The organism is Aeromicrobium sp. CF4.19, from assembly GCF_051262555.1.
Taxonomy (GTDB): domain Bacteria; phylum Actinomycetota; class Actinomycetes; order Propionibacteriales; family Nocardioidaceae; genus Aeromicrobium.
Genome location: NZ_JBIMEU010000005.1, coordinates 42,851 through 68,931, shown reverse-complemented (window position 1 = coordinate 68,931; position 26,081 = coordinate 42,851). Strand labels below are relative to the sequence as shown.

Annotated in this window: 32 protein-coding genes and 1 other RNA gene; 29 read left to right on the top strand and 4 right to left on the bottom strand. The window is 70.7% G+C overall.

Annotation, left to right across the window (positions count from 1 at the left end):
• Positions 1-149: 149 nt before the first annotated feature.
• The 8 genes from ACHAAC_RS12050 to ACHAAC_RS12015 all read left to right on the top strand — a co-directional run bounded on the left by ACHAAC_RS12050 (position 150) and on the right by ACHAAC_RS12015 (position 5,632).
• The gene (locus tag ACHAAC_RS12050) at positions 150-1,415 is read left to right on the top strand and encodes a CpaF family protein (protein WP_435716484.1); all 1,266 of its coding nucleotides are present in this window, start codon (positions 150-152) and stop codon (positions 1,413-1,415) included.
• Positions 1,412-2,263, top strand: a complete 852-nt coding sequence (locus ACHAAC_RS12045) for a type II secretion system F family protein (protein WP_435716483.1) — start codon at positions 1,412-1,414, stop codon at positions 2,261-2,263. Before ACHAAC_RS12050 ends, ACHAAC_RS12045 begins: the two co-directional genes overlap by 4 nt.
• Positions 2,264-2,381: 118 nt before the next feature.
• On the top strand, positions 2,382-3,287 hold the full coding sequence (locus ACHAAC_RS12040; protein ID WP_435716482.1) for a type II secretion system F family protein: 906 nt from the start codon (positions 2,382-2,384) through the stop codon (positions 3,285-3,287).
• 32 nt (positions 3,288-3,319) lie between these two features.
• A complete protein-coding gene (locus ACHAAC_RS12035) occupies positions 3,320-3,469 on the top strand; it encodes a hypothetical protein (protein WP_435716481.1) in 150 nt (49 codons plus the stop codon).
• On the top strand, positions 3,469-3,849 hold the full coding sequence (locus ACHAAC_RS12030; protein WP_435716480.1) for a TadE family protein: 381 nt from the start codon (positions 3,469-3,471) through the stop codon (positions 3,847-3,849). Before ACHAAC_RS12035 ends, ACHAAC_RS12030 begins: the two co-directional genes overlap by 1 nt.
• Complete coding sequence (locus ACHAAC_RS12025) at positions 3,846-4,268, top strand: TadE/TadG family type IV pilus assembly protein (protein WP_435716479.1); 423 nt, start codon at positions 3,846-3,848, stop codon at positions 4,266-4,268. The genes ACHAAC_RS12030 and ACHAAC_RS12025 overlap by 4 nt, the downstream gene beginning before the upstream one ends.
• Positions 4,265-4,666 (top strand): pilus assembly protein TadG-related protein, encoded by a 402-nt coding sequence (locus ACHAAC_RS12020; protein WP_435716478.1) that lies wholly within the window; start codon positions 4,265-4,267, stop codon positions 4,664-4,666. Before ACHAAC_RS12025 ends, ACHAAC_RS12020 begins: the two co-directional genes overlap by 4 nt.
• Positions 4,667-4,873: 207 nt before the next feature.
• Positions 4,874-5,632: a lytic transglycosylase domain-containing protein gene (locus ACHAAC_RS12015; protein ID WP_435716477.1), complete on the top strand. Its 759-nt coding sequence runs from the start codon at positions 4,874-4,876 to the stop codon at positions 5,630-5,632.
• 29 nt (positions 5,633-5,661) lie between these two features.
• On the opposite strand, the gene ACHAAC_RS12010 is transcribed toward ACHAAC_RS12015, so the two are convergent.
• Both ACHAAC_RS12010 and ACHAAC_RS12005 read right to left on the bottom strand, forming a co-directional pair.
• A complete protein-coding gene (locus ACHAAC_RS12010) occupies positions 5,662-5,928 on the bottom strand; it encodes a hypothetical protein (RefSeq protein WP_435716476.1) in 267 nt (88 codons plus the stop codon).
• A gap of 1 nt (position 5,929) precedes the next feature.
• Positions 5,930-6,349 carry an HIT family protein gene (locus ACHAAC_RS12005; RefSeq protein WP_435716475.1) on the bottom strand — a complete coding sequence of 140 codons (420 nt, stop codon included), beginning with the start codon at positions 6,347-6,349 and terminating at the stop codon, positions 5,930-5,932.
• 33 nt (positions 6,350-6,382) lie between these two features.
• Between ACHAAC_RS12005 and ACHAAC_RS12000 the strand changes: the two genes are divergently transcribed.
• The 3 genes from ACHAAC_RS12000 to ACHAAC_RS11990 all read left to right on the top strand — a co-directional run bounded on the left by ACHAAC_RS12000 (position 6,383) and on the right by ACHAAC_RS11990 (position 8,396).
• A complete protein-coding gene (locus tag ACHAAC_RS12000; protein WP_435716474.1) occupies positions 6,383-6,559 on the top strand; it encodes a DUF5302 domain-containing protein in 177 nt (58 codons plus the stop codon).
• Positions 6,560-6,678: 119 nt separating this feature from the next.
• Positions 6,679-7,794 (top strand): peptide chain release factor 2, encoded by a 1,116-nt coding sequence (gene prfB, locus ACHAAC_RS11995; protein WP_435716473.1) that lies wholly within the window; start codon positions 6,679-6,681, stop codon positions 7,792-7,794.
• A complete protein-coding gene (locus tag ACHAAC_RS11990; RefSeq protein WP_435716472.1) occupies positions 7,791-8,396 on the top strand; it encodes a maleylpyruvate isomerase family mycothiol-dependent enzyme in 606 nt (201 codons plus the stop codon). The genes prfB and ACHAAC_RS11990 overlap by 4 nt, the downstream gene beginning before the upstream one ends.
• A gap of 11 nt (positions 8,397-8,407) precedes the next feature.
• On the opposite strand, the gene ACHAAC_RS11985 is transcribed toward ACHAAC_RS11990, so the two are convergent.
• On the bottom strand, positions 8,408-8,998 hold the full coding sequence (locus tag ACHAAC_RS11985) for a DinB family protein (protein ID WP_435716471.1): 591 nt from the start codon (positions 8,996-8,998) through the stop codon (positions 8,408-8,410).
• Positions 8,999-9,099: 101 nt separating this feature from the next.
• On the opposite strand from ACHAAC_RS11985, the gene ACHAAC_RS11980 reads away from it, so the two are divergent.
• The 17 genes from ACHAAC_RS11980 (at position 9,100) to ACHAAC_RS11900 (ending at position 23,813) form a co-directional block, all read left to right on the top strand.
• Positions 9,100-10,341: a YeeE/YedE family protein gene (locus ACHAAC_RS11980; protein ID WP_435716470.1), complete on the top strand. Its 1,242-nt coding sequence runs from the start codon at positions 9,100-9,102 to the stop codon at positions 10,339-10,341.
• A gap of 68 nt (positions 10,342-10,409) precedes the next feature.
• Complete coding sequence (gene ftsE / locus ACHAAC_RS11975) at positions 10,410-11,099, top strand: cell division ATP-binding protein FtsE (protein WP_435716469.1); 690 nt, start codon at positions 10,410-10,412, stop codon at positions 11,097-11,099.
• Between the two features lie 11 nt (positions 11,100-11,110).
• Positions 11,111-12,025, top strand: a complete 915-nt coding sequence (gene ftsX, locus ACHAAC_RS11970) for a permease-like cell division protein FtsX (protein ID WP_435716468.1) — start codon at positions 11,111-11,113, stop codon at positions 12,023-12,025.
• Between the two features lie 86 nt (positions 12,026-12,111).
• Positions 12,112-13,437 carry a peptidoglycan DD-metalloendopeptidase family protein gene (locus ACHAAC_RS11965; RefSeq protein ID WP_435716467.1) on the top strand — a complete coding sequence of 442 codons (1,326 nt, stop codon included), beginning with the start codon at positions 12,112-12,114 and terminating at the stop codon, positions 13,435-13,437.
• A 6-nt stretch (positions 13,438-13,443) separates the two neighbouring features.
• On the top strand, positions 13,444-13,920 hold the full coding sequence (locus ACHAAC_RS11960; protein WP_435716466.1) for an SRPBCC family protein: 477 nt from the start codon (positions 13,444-13,446) through the stop codon (positions 13,918-13,920).
• 37 nt (positions 13,921-13,957) lie between these two features.
• Entirely contained in the window at positions 13,958-14,434 is a 477-nt protein-coding gene (gene smpB / locus ACHAAC_RS11955) for an SsrA-binding protein SmpB (RefSeq protein ID WP_435716465.1), read from the top strand.
• Positions 14,435-15,313, top strand: a complete 879-nt coding sequence (locus ACHAAC_RS11950) for an amidohydrolase family protein (protein ID WP_435716464.1) — start codon at positions 14,435-14,437, stop codon at positions 15,311-15,313.
• Positions 15,314-15,378: 65 nt separating this feature from the next.
• Positions 15,379-16,830, top strand: a complete 1,452-nt coding sequence (locus ACHAAC_RS11945; RefSeq protein ID WP_435716463.1) for a cryptochrome/photolyase family protein — start codon at positions 15,379-15,381, stop codon at positions 16,828-16,830.
• A 70-nt stretch (positions 16,831-16,900) separates the two neighbouring features.
• Positions 16,901-18,274 (top strand): MFS transporter, encoded by a 1,374-nt coding sequence (locus ACHAAC_RS11940; RefSeq protein ID WP_435716462.1) that lies wholly within the window; start codon positions 16,901-16,903, stop codon positions 18,272-18,274.
• Between the two features lie 113 nt (positions 18,275-18,387).
• Positions 18,388-18,757: a transfer-messenger RNA gene (gene ssrA / locus ACHAAC_RS11935) on the top strand.
• Positions 18,758-19,052: 295 nt separating this feature from the next.
• On the top strand, positions 19,053-19,328 hold the full coding sequence (locus tag ACHAAC_RS11930; RefSeq protein ID WP_435716461.1) for a YrhK family protein: 276 nt from the start codon (positions 19,053-19,055) through the stop codon (positions 19,326-19,328).
• A gap of 73 nt (positions 19,329-19,401) precedes the next feature.
• Positions 19,402-19,791, top strand: a complete 390-nt coding sequence (locus ACHAAC_RS11925; RefSeq protein ID WP_435716460.1) for an SRPBCC family protein — start codon at positions 19,402-19,404, stop codon at positions 19,789-19,791.
• A 44-nt stretch (positions 19,792-19,835) separates the two neighbouring features.
• Positions 19,836-20,660 carry an alpha/beta hydrolase gene (locus tag ACHAAC_RS11920; RefSeq protein WP_435716459.1) on the top strand — a complete coding sequence of 275 codons (825 nt, stop codon included), beginning with the start codon at positions 19,836-19,838 and terminating at the stop codon, positions 20,658-20,660.
• 75 nt (positions 20,661-20,735) lie between these two features.
• Entirely contained in the window at positions 20,736-21,902 is a 1,167-nt protein-coding gene (locus ACHAAC_RS11915) for a hypothetical protein (RefSeq protein ID WP_435716458.1), read from the top strand.
• Between the two features lie 33 nt (positions 21,903-21,935).
• A complete protein-coding gene (locus ACHAAC_RS11910) occupies positions 21,936-22,775 on the top strand; it encodes an alpha/beta fold hydrolase (RefSeq protein WP_435716457.1) in 840 nt (279 codons plus the stop codon).
• Positions 22,776-22,800: 25 nt separating this feature from the next.
• Positions 22,801-23,088 (top strand): 4a-hydroxytetrahydrobiopterin dehydratase, encoded by a 288-nt coding sequence (locus ACHAAC_RS11905; RefSeq protein WP_435716456.1) that lies wholly within the window; start codon positions 22,801-22,803, stop codon positions 23,086-23,088.
• Positions 23,089-23,270: 182 nt separating this feature from the next.
• Complete coding sequence (locus tag ACHAAC_RS11900) at positions 23,271-23,813, top strand: hypothetical protein (RefSeq protein WP_435716455.1); 543 nt, start codon at positions 23,271-23,273, stop codon at positions 23,811-23,813.
• A 19-nt stretch (positions 23,814-23,832) separates the two neighbouring features.
• On the opposite strand, the gene ACHAAC_RS11895 is transcribed toward ACHAAC_RS11900, so the two are convergent.
• Entirely contained in the window at positions 23,833-24,459 is a 627-nt protein-coding gene (locus ACHAAC_RS11895) for a vitamin K epoxide reductase family protein (protein ID WP_435716454.1), read from the bottom strand.
• Positions 24,460-24,576: 117 nt separating this feature from the next.
• Here ACHAAC_RS11895 and ACHAAC_RS11890 point away from each other — a divergent pair, with 117 nt between their 5' ends.
• Positions 24,577-26,064, top strand: a complete 1,488-nt coding sequence (locus tag ACHAAC_RS11890; RefSeq protein WP_435716453.1) for a flavin-containing monooxygenase — start codon at positions 24,577-24,579, stop codon at positions 26,062-26,064.
• The last annotated feature ends 17 nt before the right edge of the window (positions 26,065-26,081 follow it).

Sequence of the window (26,081 nt, the reverse complement as noted above, 5' to 3'; positions counted from 1 at the left end):
CGGCTCACCCGGCGCGGGCTCGTCGCGATCTCGGGCGGGTGGTGCGACCGTCCCGATTTTCCACAGGGTTGCGGTGTCGGGGTTCCGCTGACGTGGAGTTTGCGGCAGGATGCCGGGCAATCGTTGAGCTTTCGGGGGAAGGCGTCGAGATGGACTCGACTAGCGGCACCGTGACGGGCTCGAGCCTGTCCGAGCAGGTGCGCGACGTGGTGCGCCAGCGTCGCATCGACCCCCAGCGTGAGGCCGATGCGGTGCGGCAGGTGGCTCTGGACGTGGTGGCCGAGCACGAGCGGCGCAGCCTGACCGGGGTGGTGCGTTCGCTGGACGAGCCCGACCGTGTGGTCGGTCAGATCGTGGCCGACGTGTCGGGGTTCGGTCCACTGCAGCCGTTCCTGGATGACCCAGAGGTCGAGGAGATCTGGATCAACCAGCCGGACCGGGTCTTCGTGGCCAGACACGGTCGGCCGGAGCTGACCTCGGTCATCCTGACGACCGGTCAGGTGCGCGAGCTGGTCGAACGGATGCTGTCCACGTCGGGACGACGGTTGGACATCTCCCAGCCGTTCGTCGACGCGATGCTTCCCGGCGGCCACCGTCTGCACGTGGTGCTCGAGGGGATCAGCAGGGGGTTCGCGGCCGTCAACATCAGGAAGTTCGTGGCCCGCGCGCACAGCCTGGCCGACCTCGTCGCCCTGGGCACTCTGGACGAGGCTTCGGCCACGTTCCTGGACGCGAGCGTCAAGGCCGGGCTCAACGTCGTCGTCTCCGGTGGGACGCAGGCCGGCAAGACGACCCTGTTGAACTGCCTGTGCGCGGCCATCCCCGGGTCCCAACGGCTGGTGAGTGCCGAGGAGGTCTTCGAGCTGCAGTGTGGTCACCCCGACTGGGTGGCCCTTCAGACCAGACAGGCCGGGCTGGAGGGCACGGGGGAGATCCCGCTCCGGTCCTTGGTCAAGGAGGCCCTGCGGATGCGGCCGAGCCGCATCGTCATCGGGGAGGTGCGTGCGGCGGAGTGCCTGGACATGCTGCTGGCGCTCAACGCAGGGCTCCCCGGCATGGCGAGCATCCACGCCAGCTCGGCCCGACAGGCGCTGGTGAAGCTCTGCACCCTGCCGTTGCTTGCGGGCGAGAACATCGGCGCCGGCTTCGTCGTCCCCACGGTCGCAGGGTCGGTCGACCTCGTCGTGCACACCGGCATCGACGCGTCCGGAGTACGCACGGTCCGCGAGATCCTTGCGGTCACAGGACGGGTGGAGAACGGCCTCGTGGAGGGCGACCCGGTGTTCGTGCTCGAGGCGGGGACGCTGCGGCGGGGCCATGGCATCCCCGTTCGTCGCGACGCCTTCCAGCAGGCCGGCATCGACCTCGACCACGTCCTGGAGCTCGGCCCCGACGCCGCGGGGAGGCATCGATGAGCGTCGTCGTCGGGCTGCTGATGGGGAGCGGGCTGCTGCTGGTGCTGTGGTGGATGGCCGTGGAACCGCCGCCGCGGCGCGAACGCTCTCGACCGGCTCGGTCCGTCGTGCTGGCGCGCCTCGGTCTCCCCGACGTGCCCCTGCGCACGGTCGTCGGGCTGTGTGCCGGATCGTTCCTCGTGGCGAGCCTCGTGATGCTCGTCGTCTCCGGCGTCGCCACGGTCGCTCTGGCATTCGGGCTGATGGGCGCGGCGGTGCCCGTCGGGGTCCTGAGGCGCAGGGCAGAGCGTCGGCTCTGCGAGAACGCCGAGCTGTGGCCGGACGCGGTCGACAACCTCGCCTCCGCCGTCCGCGCCGGCTTGTCCCTGCCGGAGTCGCTCGTGCAGCTGGGGGAGCGTGGGCCGGAGGGGCTCCGCGGGCCGTTCGAGGCGTTCGGCCGGGACTACCAGGCCACCGGACGCTTCGACACGGCACTGGAGCTGCTGAAGCAACGCTTGGCCGATCCCACCGGGGACCGCGTGGTGGAGGCGTTGCGCATCGCGAGGGACGTCGGGGGCGGTGACCTGGGGAGGATGCTGCGCTCCCTGTCCACCTTCCTGCGCGAGGACCTGCGCACCCGCAGCGAGCTCGAGGCACGCCAGTCGTGGACGGTCAACGCAGCGCGCCTCGCGGTGGCGGCCCCGTGGGTCGTGCTCCTCGCGATGAGCCTGCAGCGCGACGTCGTCGACAGGTACGCGAGTGGCACCGGTGCCCTGGTCCTGTCGGCCGGGGCAGTGGTCTGCCTGGTGGCGTATCGATTGATGATGTGGCTCGGCCGGCTACCGGCCGAGCGCAGGGTGCTGGCATGAGCGAGCGCTCCCCCAAGCACTCCGCTTCGCTGCGTGCAGGGTGGTACCCCCAGCGAGTGAACAGTTGGCGCCTCATGCGGGCACCTTCGTACCGTGCCTTTTCCACGGAGGTGTCCGCATGACCGGCGCGGTGCTCGGCGGGAGCCTGGGTGTCGGTGTGCTCCTGCTTGTCTCCGGATGGCGTCGTGGTCGCCGTCCCAGCCTGGAGTCGCGCGTCCTGCCGTACGTGCGCGACGTCCATCCCGCCGCTGTCGTGCCCGTCCCCGGGGCGGCTGGCGCCGTCGTCGACGTGATCGTGCGGCGTCTCGCCGCGAGGCTCGGTGACGTGCTGGGCGGTGCTGTGAGCGTCCAGCGCCGGCTGGATCGCTTGGGCATCGAGGGCAACGTCGAGGACTTCCGACTGCGACAGGTGGTCTGGGGCGTGCTCGGCTTCACCGTCTGCTCCATCACGAGCGTCGTGGTGTGGTCGACGACGCGCACGGACGTCGTCGCCCTGCTGGCGTTCTGCTTCGCCGGCTTCGTCGCTGGAGCGCTCGCGTGCGACAACCACCTCGGCGCGCGGGTGCGGCGGCACGAGGAGCGCGCTGCGGAGGAGTTCCCGGTGGTGGCGGACCTGCTCGCGCTCGCGGTGGCTGCCGGCGAGAGCCCCGTCGCGGGCCTGGAGCGCGTGCTGAGGGTGTGCCGCGGCGACCTCTCCGACGACCTCGGCCGTGTCCTGGCCGACATCCGCACCGGGACCCCTGTGGCGGAGGCGTTCGTGCGGCTCGCCTCGCGCACCGGCGTCCCGAGCATCGCCAGGTTCAGCGAGGGCTTGGCCGTCGCGGTGGAGCGTGGGACCCCGCTCGTGGACGTCCTGCACGCCCAGGCCCGTGACGTCCGGGAGACGGCGCGTCGCCAGCTCATCGAGGCCGGTGGGCGCAAGGAGATCGCGATGATGCTCCCGGTGGTCTTCTTGATTCTCCCCGTGACCGTGATCTTCGCCTTCTTCCCCGGATACATCGGACTGACGATGACGACAGGATGAGTGAGACGACGATGAGACCTTCGACGACCGCCATGACGCGAGCTCGCGACGAGCGCGGCGACGTACCGGGGTGGGTGATGATCACGGTGATGTCCGCCGGCCTGGTCGCCATCCTGACCGCCGTCGCCGGGCCGCAGCTGAGATCCATGCTCGAGAGCGCGCTGTCGGCCGTCGGCGGCTGATGACTCGCGGGGAGCGCGGGTCGGCCGTCGTCGACTACGTGCTCGTCATGATGCTGCTGGTCCCGCTGGTGCTCGGCATCATCCAGCTCGGGCTCGTCCTGCACGTCCGGAACACCCTGACTGCGGCTGCCTCCGACGGGGCGAGGGCGGCCGCGCCGCTGGAGGCCCGACCCGAGGACGCCGCCGACCGGGCCCGCGACCTCGTGCGCACGACGCTCGCCGATCGCTACGCCGGGGACATCAGGGTCCAGAGCACCGATGTCGGTGGCAGCCCCGCCGTGCTCGTGCGCATCCGGGCCGAGGTGCCGGCGCTGGGCTTGTTCGGCCCCGCGGTCCCCCTGGAAGCACGGGGCCGGGCCATCCGGGAGGTCGAGCCGTGAGACGACAGGGCGGCTCGGCGTCGGTGGAGTTCGTCTGGGTCACGCTGATCCTGCTGGTGCCGTTCGTCTACCTGTTGCTCGCGGTCTTCGAGACACAGCGTGCTGCCTACGGGGTCTCGGTCGCCGGAAAGGCGGCCGCACGGGCCTATCTGCTCGCGCCCGACCTGACCACGGCCGAACAGCGGGCCAGGCTCGCTGCGGACGTCGCCCTGGCCGACCACGACGTGCAGGCCGACGTCGCGATCCGATGCCACCCGACCCCGGCCGACTGCCTGCAGCCGGGTTCCTCGGTGCTGGTGACCGTCCGTGCCGTGCAGCCGCTGCCGCTGACGCCGAGCGCCCTGGGTGATCAGCTCGGGGGCATCTCGGTGGACAGCGAGCACCGCGAGCCGTACGGGACGTTCCGGGAGGGTCGATGACCCGGCGCGAGAGCGGCAGCATCAGCGTGACGACCATCGGGTTCCTTGTCGTGATCGGCCTGCTGGTGGTGGTCGTGGTCAACGCCTCGGCCGCCTTCCTGCAGAAGCAGGAGCTGAACAACCTGGCCGACGGCGCTGCCCTGACTGCCGCCGACGGGCTCGATGAGGCCGGCTTCTACACCGACCAACGCGTCGAGCTCGATGCCGGGGAGGCTCGCCGGCTCGTGGGGGCGTACTTGGCCGGACGTGACGCACGTGCCGTCGACGTGGTGGTGGACGACGACCGGGTCACGGTCCGCCTGGACCGGCAGATCGGGCTCGCCCTGGCGCCGCCCGGGTGGACGTCCAGCACGACCGTGGTGTCCGAGGCCACCTCCTCCCTGCGTCAGCTCCAGTGAGTCCTCGGGGCGGTGCTGCTCCCTGCCGACAGCGACGTGCCCCCGCCTCACAAGGCTCGACCTCCCTAGGCTTGACGCGATGATCTTCCCGCCCATGGTTCGAGGCCCCATGACCTGTCAGCGCCAGCACCCGTCGCTGGATGGGTGCGTGCTCCCGCGGCGCCGGGCGGCTCGGGCGTGCAGCGTGGTGGGACGGGCGGAAGCGCCGTGAGCGCCCCTCGTCGCAGCCTCGCGGTGGTGGCGGTCGCACTGATGGTCCTGGGCCTCGGGTTTATCGCCGTGGCGGGCTGGCAGCTCTCCCCGGCAGCGGAGCAGGCTGTCGCGGAGCCGCCCGCCGCGGCCCCGCCGGCTGCCGCGCCGGAGACCGGTGACGAGCAGGCTGCGCCCGGTGATGCCGCCATCTCTGCGCTCGCCGACCCCGAGTGGGTGGCCAGGGTGGGTCAAAGCACCGGGATCGGCGAGCGGGCGCTGGCGGCCTACGCCGGTGCGTCGCTGCAGCTTTCCGAGGAGCAGCCGGGCTGCGGTCTCGGGTGGAACACCCTCGCCGCGATCGGCCAGGTGGAGTCCGAGCACGGCACGATCGACGGTGCGGTGCTGGACGAGGCCGGCAGGGCCACCCCGGAGGTCATCGGCATCGCGCTCGACGGCACGCAGGGCACCGCCCGCATCGCCGACACCGACGAGGGTGGGCTCGACGGTGACCCACTGTGGGACAGGGCCGTCGGACCGATGCAGTTCATCCCCTCCACGTGGGCGCAGCATGCAGCGGACGGCGACGGCGACGGGGTCGAGAATCCGCAGAGCGTCGACGACGCCGTGCTGGCCGCCGCACGCTACCTGTGCGCCGACAGCACGGACCTGCGCGAGCCGCAGGCGTGGGTCGCTGCGGTCAGGAGCTACAACGACAGCGCCGACTACACCGCGCAGGTCGCGCGCGTCGCGACGGCGTGGTCCGCGACGCCCTGACTCGCCAGGGCCGGACGTGCTCGTCGGCGTCAGGGCCCGTCGGTTCGAGGTGCCGGCGGCGGCCACACCTGGCCGTCCACCTCGACGCGGCCCACGCGGAGCACGCCGATGTCCACCTCGTCTGCCTGCAGCGAACGAACGGTGAGGCGTCCGACGGCCAGCCGTCCGATCGCCACGGCACCGATCGCCAGTGCGCTGACTGCCGTCGCGCCGAGCGCGAGCGCGGCGACGGCGGTCGGTCCACTGACGCGCACCCCCTCCAGGCGGGCGGCGGGCCCCACGGTTGCCTTCGTCATCTCATGTCCCTTCCTCGAGGATCGTGCGCAGACGGGCGGCGTGCCCGGCGGCATCCGCGTCGTCGCCGTACTTGGTGCGTGGCCAGAAGAAACCTCGCAGCCCGTCGCCCTTGGTGCGCGGAACGACGTGGACGTGCAGGTGCGGCACGCTCTGGGAGACGACGTTGTTCATCGCCACGAACGTGCCCTGTGCGTCGAACGCCTCGGTGACGGCAGTGGCCACCCTCTGCGTGGTGGAGAACAGCGGCTGCACGAGGTCGGTCGGCAGGTCCGGCAGCGTGTCGACGTGCTGGCGAGGCACCAGCAGGACGTGACCCTTGAACACGGGGCGCACGTCGAGGAACCCCACGACGTGCTCCTCCTCGAGCACGCGGTGGGCAGGGGAGTCGCCGGCGACGACGGCACAGAACAGGCAGGTCACGGCCTGATCACATCACACGGCGTACGGTGAGGCATGGACGAGAACAGCAGCAGCGACGAGGACGTCAAGCGAAAGTTCCGTGAGGCTCTGGAGAAGAAGCACGAGCGTCACCACGCCACCGCCGACGGGGTCGAGCACGACACGAGCGAGAAGTCGCACGGGTCCGACAAGCCCATCGAGGTCAAGGAGTTCAGGCGCAAGAGCGTCTGAGGGCTCGAAGCCGTCGCCCACGGTGACCCCGGACGAGGTGACGCGCCGCAGGCACAGCCGTCTCGGGGGCGAGCACCCGTGCGGGAGTTGGACTGGCGGGTGGCAGGTAGCCTGACCAGGTGGCCACGACCGATTTTCCCGTTCAGCTGAAGGAGCTCGGCGCCACGCTCGCGTCCGTCGAGAAGGTGCTCGACCTGGGCGCGATGCGCGTCGAGGTCGACGACCTGCAGGACCAGGTGGGAGCCCCCGACCTGTGGGACGACCAGGCCAACGCCCAGCGCGTCACCGGCCGGCTGTCCGCACTGCAGTCCGAGCTCGAGCGCATCGAGGGGCTGCGCCAGCGGCTCGACGACGTCGAGGTCCTCGTGGAGCTCGCGCAGGAGGAGGGCGACGCCGACTCGATCACCGAGGCGGAGACCGAGATCGGCAGGCTCCGGACGGCCATCGAGCGCCTGGAGGTCCGCACGCTGCTCTCCGGTGAGTACGACGAGCGTGACGCCATCGTCACCATCCGCTCCGGTGCCGGCGGCGACGACGCCACCGACTTCGCCGAGATGCTGCAGCGGATGTACGTCCGCTGGGCCGAGCGGCACAAGTACGTCGTCGACATCTACGACACGTCCTGGGCCGAGGGCGCCGGCATCAAGTCCGCCACCTTCGCCGTCAGGGCCCCCTACGCCTACGGCACCCTCTCGGTGGAGTCCGGCACCCACCGCCTGGTGCGCATCTCCCCGTTCGACAACCAGGGCCGTCGCCAGACCTCCTTCGCAGCCGTCGAGGTCGTGCCCGTGCTCGAGCAGACCGACGAGGTGGACATCCCCGAGGAGGAGATCCGCGTCGACGTCTACCGTTCCAGCGGTCCCGGCGGCCAGAGCGTCAACACGACGGACTCGGCCGTCCGTCTGACGCACGTGCCCACCGGCGTGGTGGTCAGCTGCCAGAACGAGAAGAGCCAGCTGCAGAACAAGGCCAGCGCGATGGTGATCCTCAAGGCCAAGCTCCTCGCGCTCAAGAAGGCCGAGGAGCGGGCCGAGCTCGACGAGCTGCGCGGCGACGTGCAGGCCTCCTGGGGCGACCAGATGCGCAACTACGTGCTCAACCCCTACCAGCTGGTCAAGGACCTGCGCACCGAGCTCGAGTCCGGCAACACCCAGTCCGTCCTGGACGGCGAGATCGACGACTTCATCGAGGCCGGCATCCGCTGGCGTCGTGGTGTGGAGGCGGACTCGGCATGACCGATGACGTCCAGGCGATGACGTCGGCGCAGCGGCGCGACCTCGTCCATCTCCTGGAGGGCCTGACCGACGCGCAGTGGGAGGCGCCGTCGCTGTGCGACGGATGGCGGGTCCAGGAGGTGGCCGCGCACCTCGTGATGCCGTTCACCGTCTCGGTGCCGCGGCTGCTGCTCCTGCTCGCGCGGGCCCGCTTCAGCTTCGACCGCGCTGCGGACCGCCAGGCCCGTCGCGACGCCGATCGCGGGCGTCCTGAGCTGGTGGCCACGCTGCGAGCCAACGTCGACACCCGCTGGCAGCCGCCGGGCGGCACCGAGCACAGCGCGCTCAGTCACGACGTCATCCATGGCCTCGACATCACCCGCGCTCTCGGCCTGCCCACGGTGTCGCCGCCCCAGCGCATCGCCGTGGTGCTCGGCGCGATGGACCAGTCCCACGTCAAGGGGTTCGGCACGGACCTCGCGGCCCAGCGCTTCGAGGCCACGGACGTCGACGTCGCCCTGGGTTCCGGGCCGGAGGTGGTGCGAGGCACGGCCGAGGAGGTCCTCCTCGCCGCGACAGGACGCACCGCTGCCTCGCGGCCCGGCCCCTCCCAGAACGGCTGAGCAGGGCCGGCTCAGGCCTCCCCGGCCCGGCGGGCCGCGTCCTCCGCGACCCCCTGGGCTCGCGCCACGTGGGCGGGCCAGTCCATGCTCTCGGGCAGGTTGTCCGCATCCGGCCGGACGCCGGCCAGGCCGTCGAGCCCCTCTCGCAGGACGTCCGCGTGGCCGGCATGACGATGCGTCTCGGCGATCATGTGGACCAGGATCTGCTCGAGCGTGACCTCGCTGCGCGGCCCCGACCACCAGGGCACGCGGCCGGGTGCATCGAGCGGGAGTGCCTCGATCGTGGCGTCGGCGTGGGCCCACGCGCGATCGACGAAGCCGAGGGCGCCCGCCAGGCTCACCTCGGCCGGCACGACGAAGTCCGCGTGCGGGTCCGTCTCGACGTCCGGCAGCGGCTCGATGAACGACCGGTCGAACGTCTCGCCGAAGTAGCCGGCCGCGCAGACCGCGACGTGGTGCGCGAGGCCGAGCAGGCTCAGCCCAGTGGGGGTGAGCGGGCGCCGAGCGTCCAGCTCGGGGAGCCCTTCGAGCTTCCAGCGCAGCGCGTCGCGGCCGACGTGGAGGTGGCGAAGGAGCGTGTCCTTGTGGTCCGGGGTGCTCATGCCGGGGAGTCTGCCAGCGGCCCCGGACAGGTTCGGCCACGGGCGCGTCCGTGATGTGAGCACGGTGCGGCGACCGGGTGCATCGTGCCTACGGTCGATGGATGAGCATCTTGTCTCCCGCCCGGACGTCCGGTCCCGCTCCGGAGTCCCCGCCGGCGCCACCCGTGCAGGTCCTGCCGACCGTGGTCGCGGGCGCCCTTGCCCTCGGCCTGCTCTGGTGGGTCGCCTCACGGCACGGGGCACAGCAGGCCGTGCTGCTCGCGCTCGGGCTGGGCCTGGGTGTCGCGCTCTTCCACGCGAGGTTCGGGTTCACCTCCGGCTGGCGGCAGCTGGTCGCGGTCGGCAACGGGGCCAGTGTCCGGGCGCACGCGCTGCTGCTCGGGACGGCCGCGACCCTCGGCCTGCTGGTGCTCGCGACGGGCGCCGGCCTGTTCGGCTCCACGCCGACCCCGGCCGCCGGGCCGCTGGGGCTCGGGCTGCTGCTGGGGTCGTTCCTCTTCGGCGTCGGGATGCAGCTGGGCGGTGCGTGCGCGTCCGGGACGCTCTTCGCCGTCGGCTCGGGTCAGACCAGCATCCTCGTCACGCTCGCAGGCTTCATCGTCGGGTCGGTGCTCTACACCTGGCAGTACGACCTCGTGGACGACCTGCCCGCGTGGGACCCGATCCTGCTGCAGGACCACGTCGGGTTCGGCGGTGCGTGGGCGGTGACCATCCTCGTGCTGCTCGGCATCGCCGCGGCCTCGAGAGCCCATCAAGGCCGTCGCAACCCCCCGCCCACCGGCCGTCCGCCGAGTGCGCAGGGGTGGGCGCGGCTCCTGCGAGGGTCCTGGCCGATGCTCGTCGGAGCCGTGGTGCTGGGCGTCCTGGCCGTCGGCGTGCTCTGGGTCTCGGGCGGCATCTGGGGGATCACGAATGCCTTCGCCCTGTGGGGCGCCAAGCTGCTCCAGCTTCTCGGCATGCACCCGGAGACGTGGACGTACTGGCGACAGCCCGACGCGGCGGCGCAGCTGTCCGGTCCTCTGCTGTCGGACAAGAACACCCTGACCAACCTCGGCATCATCATCGGCGCCGCGGCAGCCGCCACCGCTGCAGGGGTCTACTCGCTCAGGCACCGCTTCCGAGGCCGGGAGACCGCGGCGGCCTTCGTCGGAGGCATCCTGCTGGGCGTCGGCGCGCGGCTCGCCAACGGTTGCAACATCGGCGCCTACCTCGGTGGCATCACGACGGGGAGCGTCTCCGGCTGGGTCTGGGCCGTGGTGGCGCTGGCCGGGACGTGGGTCGGTCTGCGTCTGCGACCGTACTTCGGGCTGGGGGTGCCCCGTCCGAAGGACACGGTCTGCTGAGCCCCAGGACAGCGTCCGCTGAGCGTGGGTCCGCAACAACGTGTGGTCGTCTGCCTAGACTCGACCGAGTGATTCGTTTCGACAAGGTCACCAAGACCTATCCTGGACAGAAGCGGCCCGCGCTGGAGTCGGTGGATCTCGAGGTCGCCAAGGGCGAGTTCGTGTTCCTCGTCGGCGCCTCCGGTTCCGGCAAGTCCACCTTCCTGCGGCTCGTGCTGCGCGAGACCCGACCCACCACGGGGCGCGTCCACGTGGCCGGCAAGGAGATCAACAAGCTCTCCAGCTGGAAGGTCCCCAAGCTCCGCCGCCAGGTCGGCACCGTCTTCCAGGACTTCCGGCTGCTGCCCAACAAGACCGTCCACGAGAACGTCGCCTTCGCGCTGGAGGTGATCGGCAGGTCACGCCAGGACATCGCCACCCTCGTCCCCGAGACGCTGGAGATGGTCGGGCTGGAGGGCAAGTCGCACCGGATGCCCGATGAGCTCTCCGGCGGTGAGCAGCAGCGCGTCGCGATCGCCCGCGCCTTCGTCAACCGACCGATGATCCTGATCGCCGACGAGCCCACCGGCAACCTCGACCCCACCACCAGCGTCGGCATCATGAAGCTGCTCGACCGGATCAACCGCACCGACACCACCGTCGTGATGGCCACGCACGACTCCTCGATCGTCGACCAGATGCGCAAGCGCGTCATCGAGCTCGTCGACGGCGCGGTCGTGCGCGACGAGGCCCGCGGCATCTACGGCTACCAGTCCTGAGGACTTCTCCCATGCGAACCACCCTGAGCGAGCTGCGCGCGAGCCTGTCGCGCAACACCTCCATGACGATCTCCCTGATCGTCACGATGACCGTCTCCCTGCTTCTCGCCGCGATCGGCCTGCTCATGCAGAGCCAGGCCGAGCGGACCGAGCAGTACTTCGGCGACCGCCTGCAGCTGCAGGTCAACCTCTGCACCGAGAACTCACCGGCCGCCACCTGCGTCGGGGGAGCGGTGACCGAGGAGCAGGCGAGTGCCGTCCAGGAGGCGTTGGACACCAACCCCGAGGTCAAGGGCTTCGACGTCCGCACGCCGGCGGACAACTTCGAGCGTGCCGAGGAGGTGCTGGGCCAGTCCGAGTCCGGTCGCCAGCAGCTCGAGACGGTCGGCCCGGACTCCTTCCCCGAGAGCTACTACGTCACGCTGGAGGACCCGCAGGAGTTCGACGGCGTCGTCAGCCAGGTCTCCGGGATGGACGGGGTCGGCAGCGTGAACTCGCTGCGCGAGCTGCTGGGCCCGTTGTTCGAGATCCTGGACAACATGCGCTGGGTGGCGCTCACGACGTCGCTGCTGCTCGTGGTCGCCGCCATCTTGCAGGTGTCGAACACGATCCGGATGACGGCCTACGCCCGACGTCGCGAGATCGGCATCATGCGCCTGGTGGGCGCCTCGAGCTGGCACATCCAGCTGCCCTTCCTGCTGGAGTCGCTCCTGGCCGCGCTCATCTCCGCAGCGCTGGCCGCGCTCGGGGTCGCGGCGTTCATGTACGTGGTCGTCTACGGGTACCTGCGCTCGACGCTGGACCAACTCACGACGTGGATCAGGTGGCAGGACGCGATCCTCGTGATGGGTTACACCACGGGCCTGGCGGTGCTGCTGGCGCTCATCCCGACGCTGGTGATGACGCGCAAGTACCTTGACGTTTGAGCCCTAGCAACTAGAGTCACACCAGTACCACCCGTCACATCGACACCTTCGGAACCACCGGAGGCCTTCCCCCACAGGTCGAGGACATGGCTCTCAGCTCTCGCAAGGCGGCACTCGCCGCAGTCATCACCGTCACGCTCGTGACTGCCTTCACGCACCCCGTCTTCGCCGACTCGCGCGACGAGCTGGAGCGTGAGCGCCGAGGCGTGAGTGGCGAGATCGACGGTGCGCAGAAGAGCTACGACCAGTCCAGCAAGGCTTTCGCGGAGGCCTCAGCCGCACTCGACAAGGCCCAGGCGAGCCTCGACAAGGCCGAGTCCACCCTGGGGGAGACCCGTGGCCAGCTCGCCGTCGCCGCGGCCGAGGACGTCCGGATGCAGGCGGAGCTGGACCGCAGCGAGGCTGAGCTGGACAAGGCCGTCACCCGGCTCAAGCGCGGCGAGTCCCGCCTGCGCCGGTCCGAGACCGAGGTGGAGCAGTTCACGGTCGAGTCCCTGCAGGAGGGCGACCGTGGGATGCGCACCTTCGCCGAGCTGCTCTCCGGCGCTGATCCCTCGGACTTCACCGAGCAGGTGAGCCTGAACGACTCCGTGAGCGACTCGCAGGTCTCCACGATGCAGAAGCTCGCCGCTGCGCGCGTGATGCTCAAGCTCAACCGCGACGAGGTCAAGGAGCTCCGCGACGAGGTGGCCGTCGCCCGTGAGGCCGCAGCCGCCAACCTCGTGCAGAAGCAGGAGCTGGAGGCCGCGGCCGAGGCCCAGGCCGCCGAGGTCACCGAGCTGGTCCAGGCCCGCCGGAGCGCGAGCGGGAAGGCCGACCGCATCCGCCAGGCCGACGCCAAGACGCTGCAGACCTACGAGAGCGAGCGCGACAGCCTGAACTCCCGACTGGCCGCACTGGCTGAGAAGGAGCTGCGCGAGCAGCGCCGCCGCGCCAACCGCGGCGGCGGTGGCGGTGGTGGCGGCGGCGGAGGCGGTTCGTCCTCCGGTGGCGGTGGAGGAGGCGGCGGTGGCGGCGGCTCGTCGCTGTCCTACCCCGTCAACGGTCCCATCACCTCGTCCTACGGGATGCGCGTCCACCCGATCACCGGCGTCAACAAGCTGCACGACGGCACCGACTGGGGCTCGCCCTGCGGCACCCCCATCCGCGCGGCCGCCAACGGCACGATCAGCGAGCAGTACTACAACGCGGGCTACGGCAACCGCGTCGTCATCAACCACGGCGTGATGCGTGGTCAGGGCGTCGCCACGACGTACAACCACCTCTCGCGCTACGCCAAGAGCGCCGGGGCGCGGGTGAGCCGCGGCGAGGTCATCGGCTACGTCGGCACGACGGGCTACTCCACCGGCTGCCACCTGCACTTCATGGTGATCGCCAACGGAGGCACGACCAACCCCATGGGCTGGCTCTGAGCAACCGTGCCCGTCGTCGAGTCGTCGGTGCCGCTGCCGGTCGACGCAGCCACCGCCTTCGCGGTCTCCCAGACGACCGGTGAGACGCGCCTGCGCTGGGACCGGTTCATCGCCCGCCAGGAGCTGTTCGGCGAGGCCCCGGCCAAGGGCGTCCGGACCTGGACCCGGCACCGCAGCCGCCTGTTGACGATGGTGAGCGAGTACGTCTCGTACAACCCGCCGACCAACGTCGGGATGACGATGGTCGAGGGGCCGTGGTTCTTCGAGAGCTTCGCCGCTGGCTGGCGCTTCGTCCCGCACCCGGACGACGCCGCACGCTCGATCGCCACGTGGCGGTACAGCTTCCGTTGTCGGCCGGCATGGTTGGCGCCACTGGCCGAGCGCATCGGCGTGTTGGTGCTGCAGCGCGACATCGATCGACGCATCGCCGGCTTCGCCCGAGGGTGCGCCGACCCGGCCGTCGTGGCCGCGGTGGGTGACTGAGGTCCCGCCTGCTGACTGATCTGTCAGACTGGGGCACATGCCCAAGGAGACCGGGCGCAGGATGATTGCGCAGAACAAGAAGGCGCGCTACGACTATCAGATCGAGTCCACGTTCGAGGCCGGGCTGGTGCTCACGGGGACCGAGGTCAAGTCGTTGCGTGCTGGTCGCGCATCCCTGACGGACGGCTTCGGTGACATCGACAACGGCGAGGCGTGGCTCATCGGCGTCCACATCCCCGAGTACAGCCAGGGGACGTGGACCAACCACGAGACCCGGCGACGTCGCAAGATGCTGCTCAATCGCCACGAGATCGACAAGATCGAGCAGCGTACGCAGGCCAAGGGCCTGACGATCATCCCGCTGGCGCTGTACTTCGCCGACGGGCGGGCCAAGGTCGAGATCGCCCTCGCACGCGGCAAGAAGCAGTACGACAAGCGGCATGCGATCGCCGAGCGGCAGGCCAAGTCCGAGGCCCAGCGCGAGATCGGTCGCCGGCTCAAGGGCATCCGCTGAGTGCTCGCCGACGATGAGCTGCCCGGGGTGGTCGACGGGCTCGGCCTGTCCGGGCTCTTCGACGTCCACGTGCACTTCATGCACCCTCGCGTGCTGGCCAAGGTGTGGGCCTACTTCGATGCTGCCGGGCCGAAGCTCGGCCGACCGTGGCCCATCACCTACCGGGGCAGTGACGACGAGCGGGTCGCCCACCTGAGGTCGATGGGGGTGCGCACGTTCTCTGCGCTGTCCTACGCGCACCGCCCGGGTGTCGCGACGTTCATGAACGACTGGACGCGTGACTTCGCGGCGCGGACGCCGGACGCCCTGTGGTCGGCCACGTTCTTCCCCGAGCCCGAGGCTGCCGACTACGTCGCCGACCTCGTCTCGGGCGGAGTCGAGGTGTTCAAGGCCCACCTGCAGGTGGGTGACTTCGCCGCCGACGACCCGCTGCTTGACCCGGTCTGGGGGACGCTGGCCGAGAGCGGGACCCCGATCGTGATCCATGCCGGGTCCGGTCCGGCTCCCGGGGCCCACACCGGCCCGGGCGGCGTGGCCCGTGTCCTCGAACGGTTTCCCGGCCTGCGCCTGGTCATCGCCCACCTCGGGATGCCGGAGTACCACGAGTTCTTGGACCTGGCCGACCGGCACGAGGAGCTGCGGCTGGACACGACGATGGCCTTCGTCGACTTCTTCGACGTGCCGCACGACCCGTCCCTCGTCCCACGCCTGCGTGACCTGCGCCCACGCATCCTGTTCGGCACGGACTTCCCGAACATCCCCTATGCCTACGCGCACCAGGTGGAGGTGCTGCAGCGCCTCGAGCTCGGTGACGACTGGCTGCGCGACGTCCTGTGGCACAACGCCGTCGGCCTGTTCGGCCCCCCGGACGCCGCGTGACGTCGTCCGCCCGGCCCGACCATGCGTCGGCTTGCCGTGCGTTCCGCTGGTACTAGCGTCGACCCATGGCCAGGATGCTCTTCGGTGACCAGCTGGGCCCGCACTTCACCGATGACGCAGAGGACGTCGTCCTCGTGGAGGCCGCCGACGAGCTGACCCGTCGGCCGATCCACCGCCAGCGTGCGCACCTCTTCCTCTCAGCCATCCGGCACCGCGCGGCCGAGCTGGACGTGCCGGTGCACCGGGCGGAGTCCTTCCGCGAGGCGCTGCAGGACAAGGGCCCTCTGGAGGCCGTCGGTCCGACGTCGTGGGCCGCGCGGGAGCTGGCAGACGAGCTCGGCTGGTCGGTGCTGCCCAGTCGGGGCTTCGTGACGTCGGAGCAGGACTTCGCCGGCTGGGTGGACGGGCGCCGACGACTCGTGATGCAGGACTTCTACCGCGAGGTGCGCGCTCGCGAGGGCATCCTGATGAAGGGACCCGACGACCCGGCCGGCGGCCGCTGGAACTTCGACCACGACAACCGCGAGCCGGCCCCCAAGGGGCACTCCACCCTTGGCCTCCCCGCGCCGTGGCAACCGCAAGAGGACGAGATCGACGAGCAGGTCCGCGCCGACCTCGACACGATGGCCGCCGACGGAGTCGAGTTCCTGGGCCGGGACGGCCCTCGCGCCTTCGCCGCCACCCGCACCGAGGCGCTGGAGGCGCTCCAGGACTTCGTGGCCCACCGGCTGCCTGCGTTCGGCCCGCACGAGGACGCCGTCCTCACCGAGGACCCGACGATGGCGCACTCTCTGCTGAGCGTCCCGATGAACCTGGGCCTGCTGCACCCTCGAGAGGTGGTCGAGGCCGTCGTGACGGCGCACGAGCGCGACGAGGCCCCGATCGCGAGCGTCGAGGGGATGGTGCGTCAGGTCATCGGATGGCGCGAGTGGGTCTGGCACCTGTACTGGCACCTCGGTCCGGACTACACGACCTCGAACAACCACCTCGACGCCCATGAACCCCTTCCCGCTGCGTACTGGGCCCTGGACGGCGAGGACGTGGAGGCCGCCTGCCTCTCCCACGCACTGGGACGCCTGGGGGAGGGCGGCTGGCTGCACCACATCCAGCGCCTGATGGTGCTCGGCAACTTCTCGCTGCAGCGCGGGCACGACCCGGTCGAGCTGACCCGCTGGTTCACCGATGCCTTCGTCGACGGCACGGAGTGGGTCATGCCGGCCAACGTCGTGGGGATGAGCCAGCATGCCGACGGCGGCATCGTGGCCACCAAGCCCTACGCGGCCGGCGGCGCCTACCTCAACCGGATGACCGACCACTGCGGGTCCTGCGCCTTCAACCCACGGGTCCGGCTCGGGGAGGACGCGTGTCCGTTCACCGCGGGGTACTGGGCCTTCCTCGACCGGGTGGAGTCGCGCATCCGCGCCAACCACCGGATGAAGCAGCCTCTCGCCGGGCTCGCCCGCCTCGCCGACCGCGAGGACGTCGTGGAGCAGGAGAGGAACCGGGAGCACTGGTGAGACAGTCGGCTGCTCGAGGAGGTGGCACGGTTCCCCCGACGGCCGTGCCAGTCACGAGCGAGATCGGACCATGAGGCTCTCGAGCGCGTCGGGGCGCTGGCTCGTGGCCGCGATGGTGCTCGGCACCGGCATGGCCTTCCTGGACGGCTCCATCGTCAACCTCGCACTGCCGGCCATCGGCGGTGACCTCGACGCCGGCGTGGCGGGCCTGCAGTGGACGATCAACGCCTACACGCTCACGCTGGCCTCGCTCATCCTCGTCGGCGGGTCCCTGGGCGACCGGTGGGGGCGGCGACGGGTCTTCCTGGTGGGCGTGACCTGGTTCGCGGTCGCCTCGGTGCTGTGCGCAGCGGCGCCGACGGTCGAGATCCTGGTGGTGGCGCGAGCCCTGCAGGGCATCGGCGGGGCGCTGCTGACGCCCGGCAGCCTGGCCATCATCTCCGCCTCCATCCACCCCGACGACCGTGGTCGAGCCATCGGCCTGTGGTCGGGCCTGGCCGGCGTCACGACGGCACTCGGACCGCTCGTGGGTGGAACGCTGGTGGAGTCCGTGGGCTGGCGCTCGGTCTTCTGGATCAACGTGCCGCTCGCGGCGGTCGTCGTGTGGGTGACGGTGCGGCACGTGCCGGAGTCGTCGGGTGCACAGGAGCGGCTCGACGTCGAGGGTGCGCTCCTGACGGTGGGGACGCTGTCCTTCCTCACCTACGGGCTCGTGGAGCAGCAGTGGGCCCCGGCCGCGGCCGGGGTCGTGCTCCTGGGCGTCTTCGTCGGCCACCAGTGGCGAGCTCCGCACGCGCTCGTCCCGCTGACCCTCTTCGCGGACCGGGTTTTCACCGCGGCCAACCTCTGCACCTTCGCCATCTACGCGGCCCTGAGCGGGTCCATGTTCCTCCTGGTCCTGCAGCTGCAGTACGTGGCCGGCTACTCGCCGCTGCAGGCCGGGCTGTCCACCCTTCCGCTGACGGTCCTGATGCTGCTGTTCTCCTCCCGTGCCGGCGCCCTGGGTCAACGGATCGGGCCGCGGGTCCCGATGACGGTGGGCCCGCTCGTCTCGGCCGCCGGGCTGCTGCTGTACCTGCGGATCGGGCCGGGGGCGAGCTTCTGGGTCGACGTCCTGCCCGGGGCGGCCCTGTTCGGCGCCGGTGTGACGTTGCTGGTCGCACCGCTGACCACGGCCGTCCTGGCAGCAGCCCCGGACGAGCAGACCGGCATCGCGTCGGGGATCAACAACGCACTCTCCCGGACGGCGGGCCTGCTGGCCGTGGCCGCCATCCCGCCGCTGGCCGGTATCGCGGGGCCGGACTTCGCCTCGCCCGAGGTCTTCGGGCCGGGCTTTCGGTCGGGGACGTGGATGTGTGCGGGACTGCTGGTGGTGGCGTCCGGGTGCGCCGCTGCGCTCGTGCGCGGCCCTGCCGTCGCCCCGGAGAACCTGTCCGACGAGTGATCCGGCAGTCCGCCCGGTGCCGTGTGGCCGACGAGGTCCCTCGCGGGAATGCCCAGCGTCCGGGATCGGTTGTACACTCATAGATACCCCGCAAGGGGCGTGACAACTCAAGAGGGGCTGATCGGTTTCGACTTTGGTCGTTCGACTCAGGAGAAGCGGGTAGAGAAGGCAACGTCATCTCTCAAACGATCGTTGCAACCTATAAGTGCCGATTCCAAGCGCACTGACTTCGCCCTCGCTGCCTGACAGCGACTGGTGAAGGGCAGACCCGGGAGTGTTCCCGTCCCGGATCGTCTGTCTCATCTAGGGGACTTGCTGGTCACGCTGTGTCACAGGGCGTGATCGGGACTTTTCTGTGACTGGGCCTGTCGGTGACGCGTTCATCCGAGCACCGGGGCCGAGAAATGCGTCAGATGAACTGCACCCGGAGAAGTCCTGACTCAGCGCCAGAGGACCCGGGTTCGATTCCCGGCAGCTCCACGACATGAGGAAGCCCCTCGCCCCCGGTTTTGGGGCGAGGGGCTTCCTCATGTCGTGAATCAGGCACCGTGAATCGAGTCGGGCCCCACCACCACGCGGTCCCATTGCGGCGAAGCCGCCTGCCGGGACCGCGTCCCGCGAGGGATCCCGGCAGCTCCCTCGGCGCCGCGAGGGATCCCGGCAGCTCGCTCCAGCTCGTCTCGGCGAGCGGCCCTCGGACCGCGACCCACCAGCGACCTCGCTGCTCTGCACCTCGCGGATGAGCCCTCTGCGCCGCCCCTGTGATGTGCTGCCTGTCATGGACACGTCCCTGACGATCACCCTGGGCCACGACGAGCTCGTCATCCGCCGGCGCTATGAGGTGCTCAGCATCCTCAACGACCTGCTGGTGGCGCTGTGGTTCGTGGTGGGCAGCATCCTGTTCTTCTTCGAGTCCACGACCACGATCGGCACGTGGTTCTTCCTGGTCGGCAGCCTGCAGCTGATGCTGCGGCCCATGATCCGGCTCACGCGTCGGGTTCACCTGCAACGCGTGGGTGACTCGGGCTACTCCGACACCAGCCGGGACTTCTAGCGGCGGGCTCCGTGGGCTGGTGGCGAGGGACTTCTGACGTGCCCGGCCGGGTGGGGCGCCGTAGCGTGACGGCATGACGCGAACCTGCACCGCGACGTCAACGGCCCCGCCCGAGGTGGTCTGGGCGCTGATGGCGCAGCCGGCTCGGTGGTCGCAGTGGGCGCCCCACGTGCGGGGTGCGTGGGGCCTGGGGTCGCCGGAGGTCGAGGCGGGTCGCCGCGGGGCGGCCCGGCTGCTCGGCGTGCTGCCGGTGCCGGCGCGCATCGACGCCGTCGACCCGGGGCGATCATGGGCCTGGAGCGTCGGCCCGGTCCACCTCGTCCACACCGTGGAGCCGACGTCGGCCGGCTGCTCGGTCTCGATGACCATCGACGCCCCCGGCCCGCTGATGGCTGCCTACGCACCCGTGGTCGCGCTGTTCACCCATCGCCTGGCCGCGGTGGCTGCTCGATCCACGGGCTGACCGGGCTCAGGGGAGGCGCCGACCACTCGTGCAACCATCGAGCGATGGTGACGAGGAGGTGGCGGCGCGTGCTGGTGGCCGCAGGTCTGGTGCTCGGCTTGGGTGGCCTCCTCGTCGGTGCTGCCTGGGCCTTCCAACGATCCTTGGTGTTCGTGCCGGACTCCGCCCCGGTCGAGGCGCCCGACGACGTCCGGGAGGTGACGCTCAGGACGAGCGACGACCTCGAGCTGGGTGCGTGGTTGTTGGCCCCCGCTCCTTCGGTGGATCGGGGGATGGCGGTCCTGTATGCGCCGGGCAACGGGGGCAACCGGGCCGGCCGTCTGGACATCGCCCGCGGCCTGGTCGCCGAGGGCTTCACCCTGCTGCTCATCGACTACCGCGGCTACGGCGGGAACCCCGGCAGCCCGTCGGAGGAGGGCCTGGGACGCGACGCCCGGGCCGGTGTCGAGGCACTCCGTGCCGAGGGCTTCGACGCTGGGAGCACGCTGTATCTGGGCGAGTCCATCGGGACCGGCGTGGTCGCCCGGCTCCAGGCCGACGTGCCGCCCGCCGGCATGCTCCTGCGCTCCCCGTTCACCGACTTCGCGGCCGTCGGCGCCCACCAATACCCGTACCTTCCGGTGCGCGCGCTGCTGCGAGACAGGTTCCCGGTGGTGAAGCACCTGCGCGAGAGCGACGTCCCGGTGATCGTCCTCCACGGAACGGCCGATGAGGTCGTGCCCTCCGACCAGAGCGTCGAGGTGGCCGACGTCGCCGGTCGTCTCGTCGAGGAGGTGGTGCTCGAGGGGGTCGGGCACAACGACGCCGAGATGTTCGGCCGGCCGGTCGTCGACGCGATGGTCCGCCTGGCCGACCACGTCGCGGGCTGAGCCGCTGGACCGATCGACACGAACGGATGCGTCACACCTCCCTCCGCCGGACCCCGGAGTCGCTAGGGTTCGGCCATGACGGTCCCTCTCGCGGTGCGCGGACGCCGTGCCGGCGCCTTGATCTCGCTCGGCCTCACCCTCGCGCTGGCCGCCTCCCTCGGGACCCCGGCGGCCACGGCGGCGGAGGATCCCGCCGATCCGGCGGCCACGGCCACGCCACCGGCTCCGCCCACGGCGACCTCGGAGTCGGAGTCGGAGTCCGAAGCAGAGCTGGAAGCAGAACCGGAGCCGACCCCGCCGCCGAAGCCCCAGCCGCCCAAGCCCACGAAGCCTAGGAAGCCGAAGGTCTCGGTCTCGCTGACCACGAAGTACACGCTGCCGGCCGTGCGGGCCGCGAGCAGCTCCCGCGCCCGCTCGACCTTCGTCCTCCAGCGGCACAACGGCAAGCGCTGGATCACCCTGCGGGTGAGGAAGAGCAACGCGAAGGGCGTCTACACGTTCGCCAAGGTCCCCTTCTCGACCTTGCGCGTGACCGTCCGCCCGCGTACGGGCTACACCTTCGCGCGCTCCCGAAACGTCAACTCGCGCGCGAAGTGGCACACGGGCTACCCCAGCCTGGGCATCAAGAACGCCAGCGTGTCCGTCACGCCCCTCGGCCAGGGCCCCATCACGATCGGCGACCACCGGCGCGACCGGGCGTGGTCGACGATCAAGGTGCCGATCGTGATCACCGCCGACCGGCTCCGCAGGGGCAGCGCGGCGGACAAGAAGGGCGCTCTGCGCTACTCCGACAACGCGGCCGCGAACCGCGTCTACCAGTCCCTCGGCGGGAACCGGCGCACAGACGTCACCCGCCACCTGCGCAAGTACGGGGACAAGCGCACCAGCGTCCACGGATCGGGGGCGGGGCTCACCCAGTGGGGTGTCTCGCACCAGTCCAAGTACGCCTCGCGTATTGCGTGCTCGCGCGTGGCGAAGCCCGCGCGCGTCCACATGAAGAAGGCCCAGACGTCGCACCGGTTCGGGATGCTGGGCACCAAGCTCGCCAAGCGGACGTCGCAGAAGGTGGGGTACGGGGGCTCGGTCGTGCGCCAGCTTGCGATCGTCAAGCTCTCCGACGGCCGAGCCTACGGCGTCTCCATCCTGGCCGATGGTGGTTTCCGCTCCGCCCGCGCGAAGGTGGACCGCATCGCGCGCTGGGTCGCCAATCGCCTGGAGTACCTGCCCGCTCGCAGGTGCTGAGGTGCGGCGTGGGCCCGCGGTAGCCTGCCACGCATGTCTCCTGCCCAGCGGATCACCAGCTACACCCACGACGGGCTGACCTTCGACGTCGTGGACGAGGGCCCTCTCGACGGTGAGGTGGTCGTGCTGCTGCACGGCTTCCCGCAGACGTCGACCTCGTGGGCCCGGGTCACGCCGATCCTGCACGCGAGCGGCCTGCGCACCCTCGCCCCCGACCAGCGCGGCTACTCACCCGGCGCCCGGCCGCGCGGCCGGCGTGCCTACCGCACGTCGCTGCTCGTGGCCGACGTCGCCGCGCTGCTGGAGCACGTCGGCGAGCCGGTCCATCTGGTGGGCCACGACTGGGGCGCGGCGATCTCCTGGCTCGTCGCGGCCCAGCACCCCGAGCTCGTCCGCACCCACACGTCGGTGTCCGTCCCGCACCCCGCCGCTTTCGTGAAGTCCATGATCGGCAGCACACAACCCCTGAAGTCCTGGTACATGGCCTTCTTCCAGCTCCCGTTCCTGCCCGAGCTCGTCCTCACGCGCTTCCCGGGCGTCCTGCACCGAGCGCTCGCCGGTGCCGGGATGGACCGCGAGCTCCGTGAGCGCGTGGAGGTGGAGATGCTCGCCGGTGGTGCGCTCACCGGGGGGATCAACTACTACCGTGGCCTGCCGTTCTCGGCGCGATCGCTCGGCGGGCGGGTCCGGGTGCCGACGACGCACGTCTGGAGCTCCGGCGACATCGCCCTCGTGCGCAAGGGGGCGGACCTCACCGAGCGCTACGTCACCGGGCCCTACCGGCTCGAGGTCATGGAGGGAGCCAGCCACTGGATCCCCGACCAGGAGCCGGAACGGCTCGCGGAGATCATCCTCGCCCGGGCTCGCGGTTGACTCCCGGTCGCACTAGCGTCGGTACATGAGCGATTCATATGACCGTGCAGCCGTGGACGAGGCCCTCTCGGGTCTGGAGGGGTGGTCCGGGGACACCGCCGGACTCAGCAAGACCTACCGGTTCGAGGACTTCGTGTCGGCGATCGCCTTCATGAACCGGGCCTCGGGCCCGATCGATGAGATGGACCACCACCCGGAGTGGACGAACGTCTACGACCGGGTGGAGGTCTCGTTGAGCAGCCACGACGTCGGCGGTGTCACCGATCGCGACGTCCGCCTGGCCGGCCTGCTGGACGACCTGGCCAGGGGGTGAGCCCACGGGACCCCTACCCGCCGTACCCCGGGGAGCTTCCCGAGGGTGACGACGGCCGGTCCCGGACCGGCCCCGCCCCTCGCCGGGCCGCGGCTGCTCCAGGCCCGTCGGCTGGGACCTGGCCCTCGCCTCCGACGCCACCTGAACGCCCGACGGGGCCAGTGCCGGGCCGGCCGGGGACGGTGACTGCCGCGCTGTGGACCATGGCCGCGGGCGCGGTGGCCTACGTGGCCCTGCAGATCTACACCGGGACGCGGGTCGGTGCCTTGCGGGAGGACCTGGAGTCCCAGATGCGCCCCTCTTCGCAGGCCCCACAGGTTCTGGGCGACCGGTTCCTCGACGCGATGATGATCGGCATCGTCGCGATGCTCGCCTTCTTCGCCGTGGTGGTCCTGAGCCTGTGGGTCTGGATGATCATCGTCAACGCCCGGGGCCTGAGATGGGCTCGGATCACGGCCACGTGCCTGGCGGCGTACAACGCGATGTCGACGATGTTCACCGTCGGGCTGTGGGCCGTGACGGTCTCGGTCTCCGACGAGGCTGCCTCGGAGCTGGGAACCATGGCGACCCAGGACACGACCTCGGCGGTGCTGGGGGTGCTGCAGGCACTGATCGGACTCGTGGCCGTGGGCCTGCTGTGGCTCGGGCCGAGCGGTGCGTACATCCGTGGGGTCGGCGCCCACCGGGCGTGGGACCGCTGGCAGGCTGCGCAGCACCGGACCTGACGGGCTCGGCCGTGCGCGGTCAGGCCCAGAGGTCGGAGCCGAACTGGAACCAGATGGCGCTGGCGATCGCGACGTACCAGAGCAGGACGATGAGGACCGTCCAGTCCGACAGGAACCGACCGACCCGGGAGTGTGGGTCACGCTCCTTGAGGTGGCGGGCGGTGACGACCACGAAGAGCGGGATCATGATGGCCCACACCACCATGCACCACGGGCAGAGCTTCTGGATGACGTAGATGCTCTGGTACTGCAACCAGGTCACGAACCCGACACCGAAGAGCGCCCCGGCCTGCAGGCCGGACCACATCCAGGTCGGGAGCCGGGTCCCCGAGAGCAGGACGACGGCGAGCGTGGCGACGGCCGCGAAGCCGGCGACGCCGATGATGGGGTTCGGGAAGCCGAAGACGCTCGCCTGGTCGGTGTTGATGACGCCGCCGCAGCTGACGAAGGCGTTGACGTCGCAGCCCAGCGTCGTGTCACCACCCTCGGCCTCGGCGGTGAGGAAGTTCACCTTCTCCACCAGCAGGACGATCGCCGAGGTCAGCCCCACCGCGGCGGTGAGCAGCATCGTCACGGCGGTGGCAGTGACGGGGGCTCTCTCGGAGGGCGCGGTGCGGTCCTCGCCGAGCGTCTGGTCGGTGGTCACGCACCGATGGTAGACGAGCGGCCACAGCCGGGCCGGTTGACGACGGCCGCGCGCTGGCCTAACGTCGTCGAGATACCGACGGTATGTGAATCGGTCCGATCCCGCAGGAGGCCTCGCATGTCCAGCGACCACGTCGACGTACTCATCATCGGCGCCGGGCTTTCCGGAATCGGCGCGGCCCATCGGCTCAGCACGGAGTGCCCCGACAAGTCCTACGCGATCCTGGAGGCGCGCGACGCCATCGGCGGCACGTGGGACCTGTTCCGCTACCCGGGCATCCGCTCGGACTCCGACATGTACACCCTCAGCTACCCCTTCAAGCCGTGGACGAACGCGAAGGCCATCGCCGACGGCGAGGACATCCGCACCTACATCCGCGACGCCGCTCGCGAGTTCGGCAGCGGCGAGAGGATCCGCTTCGGGCATCGGGTGACGAGCGCCGCCTGGTCCAGCGAGGACGCCCGCTGGACGGTGAGGTCCGAGGTCGGCAGCGAGACCCGCGTGATGACGTCCTCCTTCCTGTACCTGTGCAGCGGCTACTACGACTACGACGAAGGGCACACGCCCGACTTCCCGGGCGTCGAGGACTTCGGCGGGCAGGTCGTGCACCCCCAGTTCTGGCCCGAGGACCTGGAGTACGACGGCAAGCGCGTCGTCGTGATCGGCAGTGGCGCCACGGCGGTGACGCTCATCCCCTCGATGGCCGACCGCACAGAGCACATCACCATGCTGCAGCGCTCGCCCACGTACATCACCTCCCTGCCGCAGGGCGACAAGCTGGCGAGCCTGCTCCGCAAGGTCCTGCCGGCCGGCGCGGCCCATCGCGCCACCCGGCTGAAGAACGCGACGGTCGCGATCGGGTTCTATGAGTTCTGTCGGCGCTTCCCGTCCCTGGCCAAGAGGATCCTGCTCACCCGGGCCGGTCGGTCCGTCCCCGGAGACTTCGACCCCAAGCACCTGACCCCGCGCTACGACCCGTGGGACCAGCGGCTCTGCATCGTGCCCGACGGTGACCTGTTCCGGACCCTGCGCCACGGCAGAGCCTCCATCGTGACCGACACGATCGACACCTTCACCGCGGACGGCATCCGGACGAGCTCCGGCGAGCACCTCGACGCCGACATCGTCGTCACGGCCACCGGGCTCAAGGTGGTCTCCTTCGGCAAGATCGCGCTGGAGGTCGACGGCCGCGCGATCGATCCGCACGACGTGTACGTCTACAAGGGCCTGATGTTCAGCGGTCTGCCCAACCTGGCGTGGTGCGTGGGCTACACCAATGCGTCGTGGACGTTGCGTGCCGACCTCACGGCGCAGTACGTCACGCGGTACCTCAACCACCTCGACGAGCACGGCTACGCGTTCGGGATGCCCGACCCGGCCGGCGCGTCCGGGGAGCCCGCGCCGATCATCGACCTGTCCTCGGGCTACGTGCAACGGGTCGCCGGTGAGCTGCCCCAGCAGGGCTCCTCATCCCCGTGGACCATCCGGCAGAACTGGTTCCTCGACGCCTGGGACACCCGGCGGACCGACCTCGACGAGGCCATGGTCTGGACCCGGGCCGAGGACGTCCCGGCCTCGGGGGCGGCGGCCGAGCACGTCGCCTGAGGGACGTCGGTGGCTCG

Excerpts from the sequence above, each read along its gene's own strand:
- ACHAAC_RS12050 (WP_435716484.1), top strand. The coding sequence starts at position 150 with ATGGACTCGACTAGCGGCACCGTGACGGGCTCGAGCCTGTCCGAGCAG.
- ACHAAC_RS12045 (WP_435716483.1), top strand. The coding sequence starts at position 1,412 with ATGAGCGTCGTCGTCGGGCTGCTGATGGGGAGCGGGCTGCTGCTGGTG.
- ACHAAC_RS12040 (WP_435716482.1), top strand. The coding sequence starts at position 2,382 with ATGACCGGCGCGGTGCTCGGCGGGAGCCTGGGTGTCGGTGTGCTCCTG.
- ACHAAC_RS12035 (WP_435716481.1), top strand. The coding sequence starts at position 3,320 with ATGACGCGAGCTCGCGACGAGCGCGGCGACGTACCGGGGTGGGTGATG.
- ACHAAC_RS12030 (WP_435716480.1), top strand. The coding sequence starts at position 3,469 with ATGACTCGCGGGGAGCGCGGGTCGGCCGTCGTCGACTACGTGCTCGTC.
- ACHAAC_RS12020 (WP_435716478.1), top strand. The coding sequence starts at position 4,265 with ATGACCCGGCGCGAGAGCGGCAGCATCAGCGTGACGACCATCGGGTTC.
- ACHAAC_RS12010 (WP_435716476.1), bottom strand. The coding sequence starts at position 5,928 with ATGACGAAGGCAACCGTGGGGCCCGCCGCCCGCCTGGAGGGGGTGCGC.
- ACHAAC_RS12000 (WP_435716474.1), top strand. The coding sequence starts at position 6,383 with ATGGACGAGAACAGCAGCAGCGACGAGGACGTCAAGCGAAAGTTCCGT.
- ACHAAC_RS11990 (WP_435716472.1), top strand. The coding sequence starts at position 7,791 with ATGACCGATGACGTCCAGGCGATGACGTCGGCGCAGCGGCGCGACCTC.
- ACHAAC_RS11985 (WP_435716471.1), bottom strand. The coding sequence starts at position 8,998 with ATGAGCACCCCGGACCACAAGGACACGCTCCTTCGCCACCTCCACGTC.
- ACHAAC_RS11980 (WP_435716470.1), top strand. The coding sequence starts at position 9,100 with ATGAGCATCTTGTCTCCCGCCCGGACGTCCGGTCCCGCTCCGGAGTCC.
- ftsX (WP_435716468.1), top strand. The coding sequence starts at position 11,111 with ATGCGAACCACCCTGAGCGAGCTGCGCGCGAGCCTGTCGCGCAACACC.
- ACHAAC_RS11965 (WP_435716467.1), top strand. The coding sequence starts at position 12,112 with ATGGCTCTCAGCTCTCGCAAGGCGGCACTCGCCGCAGTCATCACCGTC.
- smpB (WP_435716465.1), top strand. The coding sequence starts at position 13,958 with ATGCCCAAGGAGACCGGGCGCAGGATGATTGCGCAGAACAAGAAGGCG.
- ACHAAC_RS11945 (WP_435716463.1), top strand. The coding sequence starts at position 15,379 with ATGGCCAGGATGCTCTTCGGTGACCAGCTGGGCCCGCACTTCACCGAT.
- ACHAAC_RS11940 (WP_435716462.1), top strand. The coding sequence starts at position 16,901 with ATGAGGCTCTCGAGCGCGTCGGGGCGCTGGCTCGTGGCCGCGATGGTG.
- ACHAAC_RS11930 (WP_435716461.1), top strand. The coding sequence starts at position 19,053 with ATGGACACGTCCCTGACGATCACCCTGGGCCACGACGAGCTCGTCATC.
- ACHAAC_RS11925 (WP_435716460.1), top strand. The coding sequence starts at position 19,402 with ATGACGCGAACCTGCACCGCGACGTCAACGGCCCCGCCCGAGGTGGTC.
- ACHAAC_RS11920 (WP_435716459.1), top strand. The coding sequence starts at position 19,836 with ATGGTGACGAGGAGGTGGCGGCGCGTGCTGGTGGCCGCAGGTCTGGTG.
- ACHAAC_RS11915 (WP_435716458.1), top strand. The coding sequence starts at position 20,736 with ATGACGGTCCCTCTCGCGGTGCGCGGACGCCGTGCCGGCGCCTTGATC.
- ACHAAC_RS11910 (WP_435716457.1), top strand. The coding sequence starts at position 21,936 with ATGTCTCCTGCCCAGCGGATCACCAGCTACACCCACGACGGGCTGACC.
- ACHAAC_RS11905 (WP_435716456.1), top strand. The coding sequence starts at position 22,801 with ATGAGCGATTCATATGACCGTGCAGCCGTGGACGAGGCCCTCTCGGGT.
- ACHAAC_RS11890 (WP_435716453.1), top strand. The coding sequence starts at position 24,577 with ATGTCCAGCGACCACGTCGACGTACTCATCATCGGCGCCGGGCTTTCC.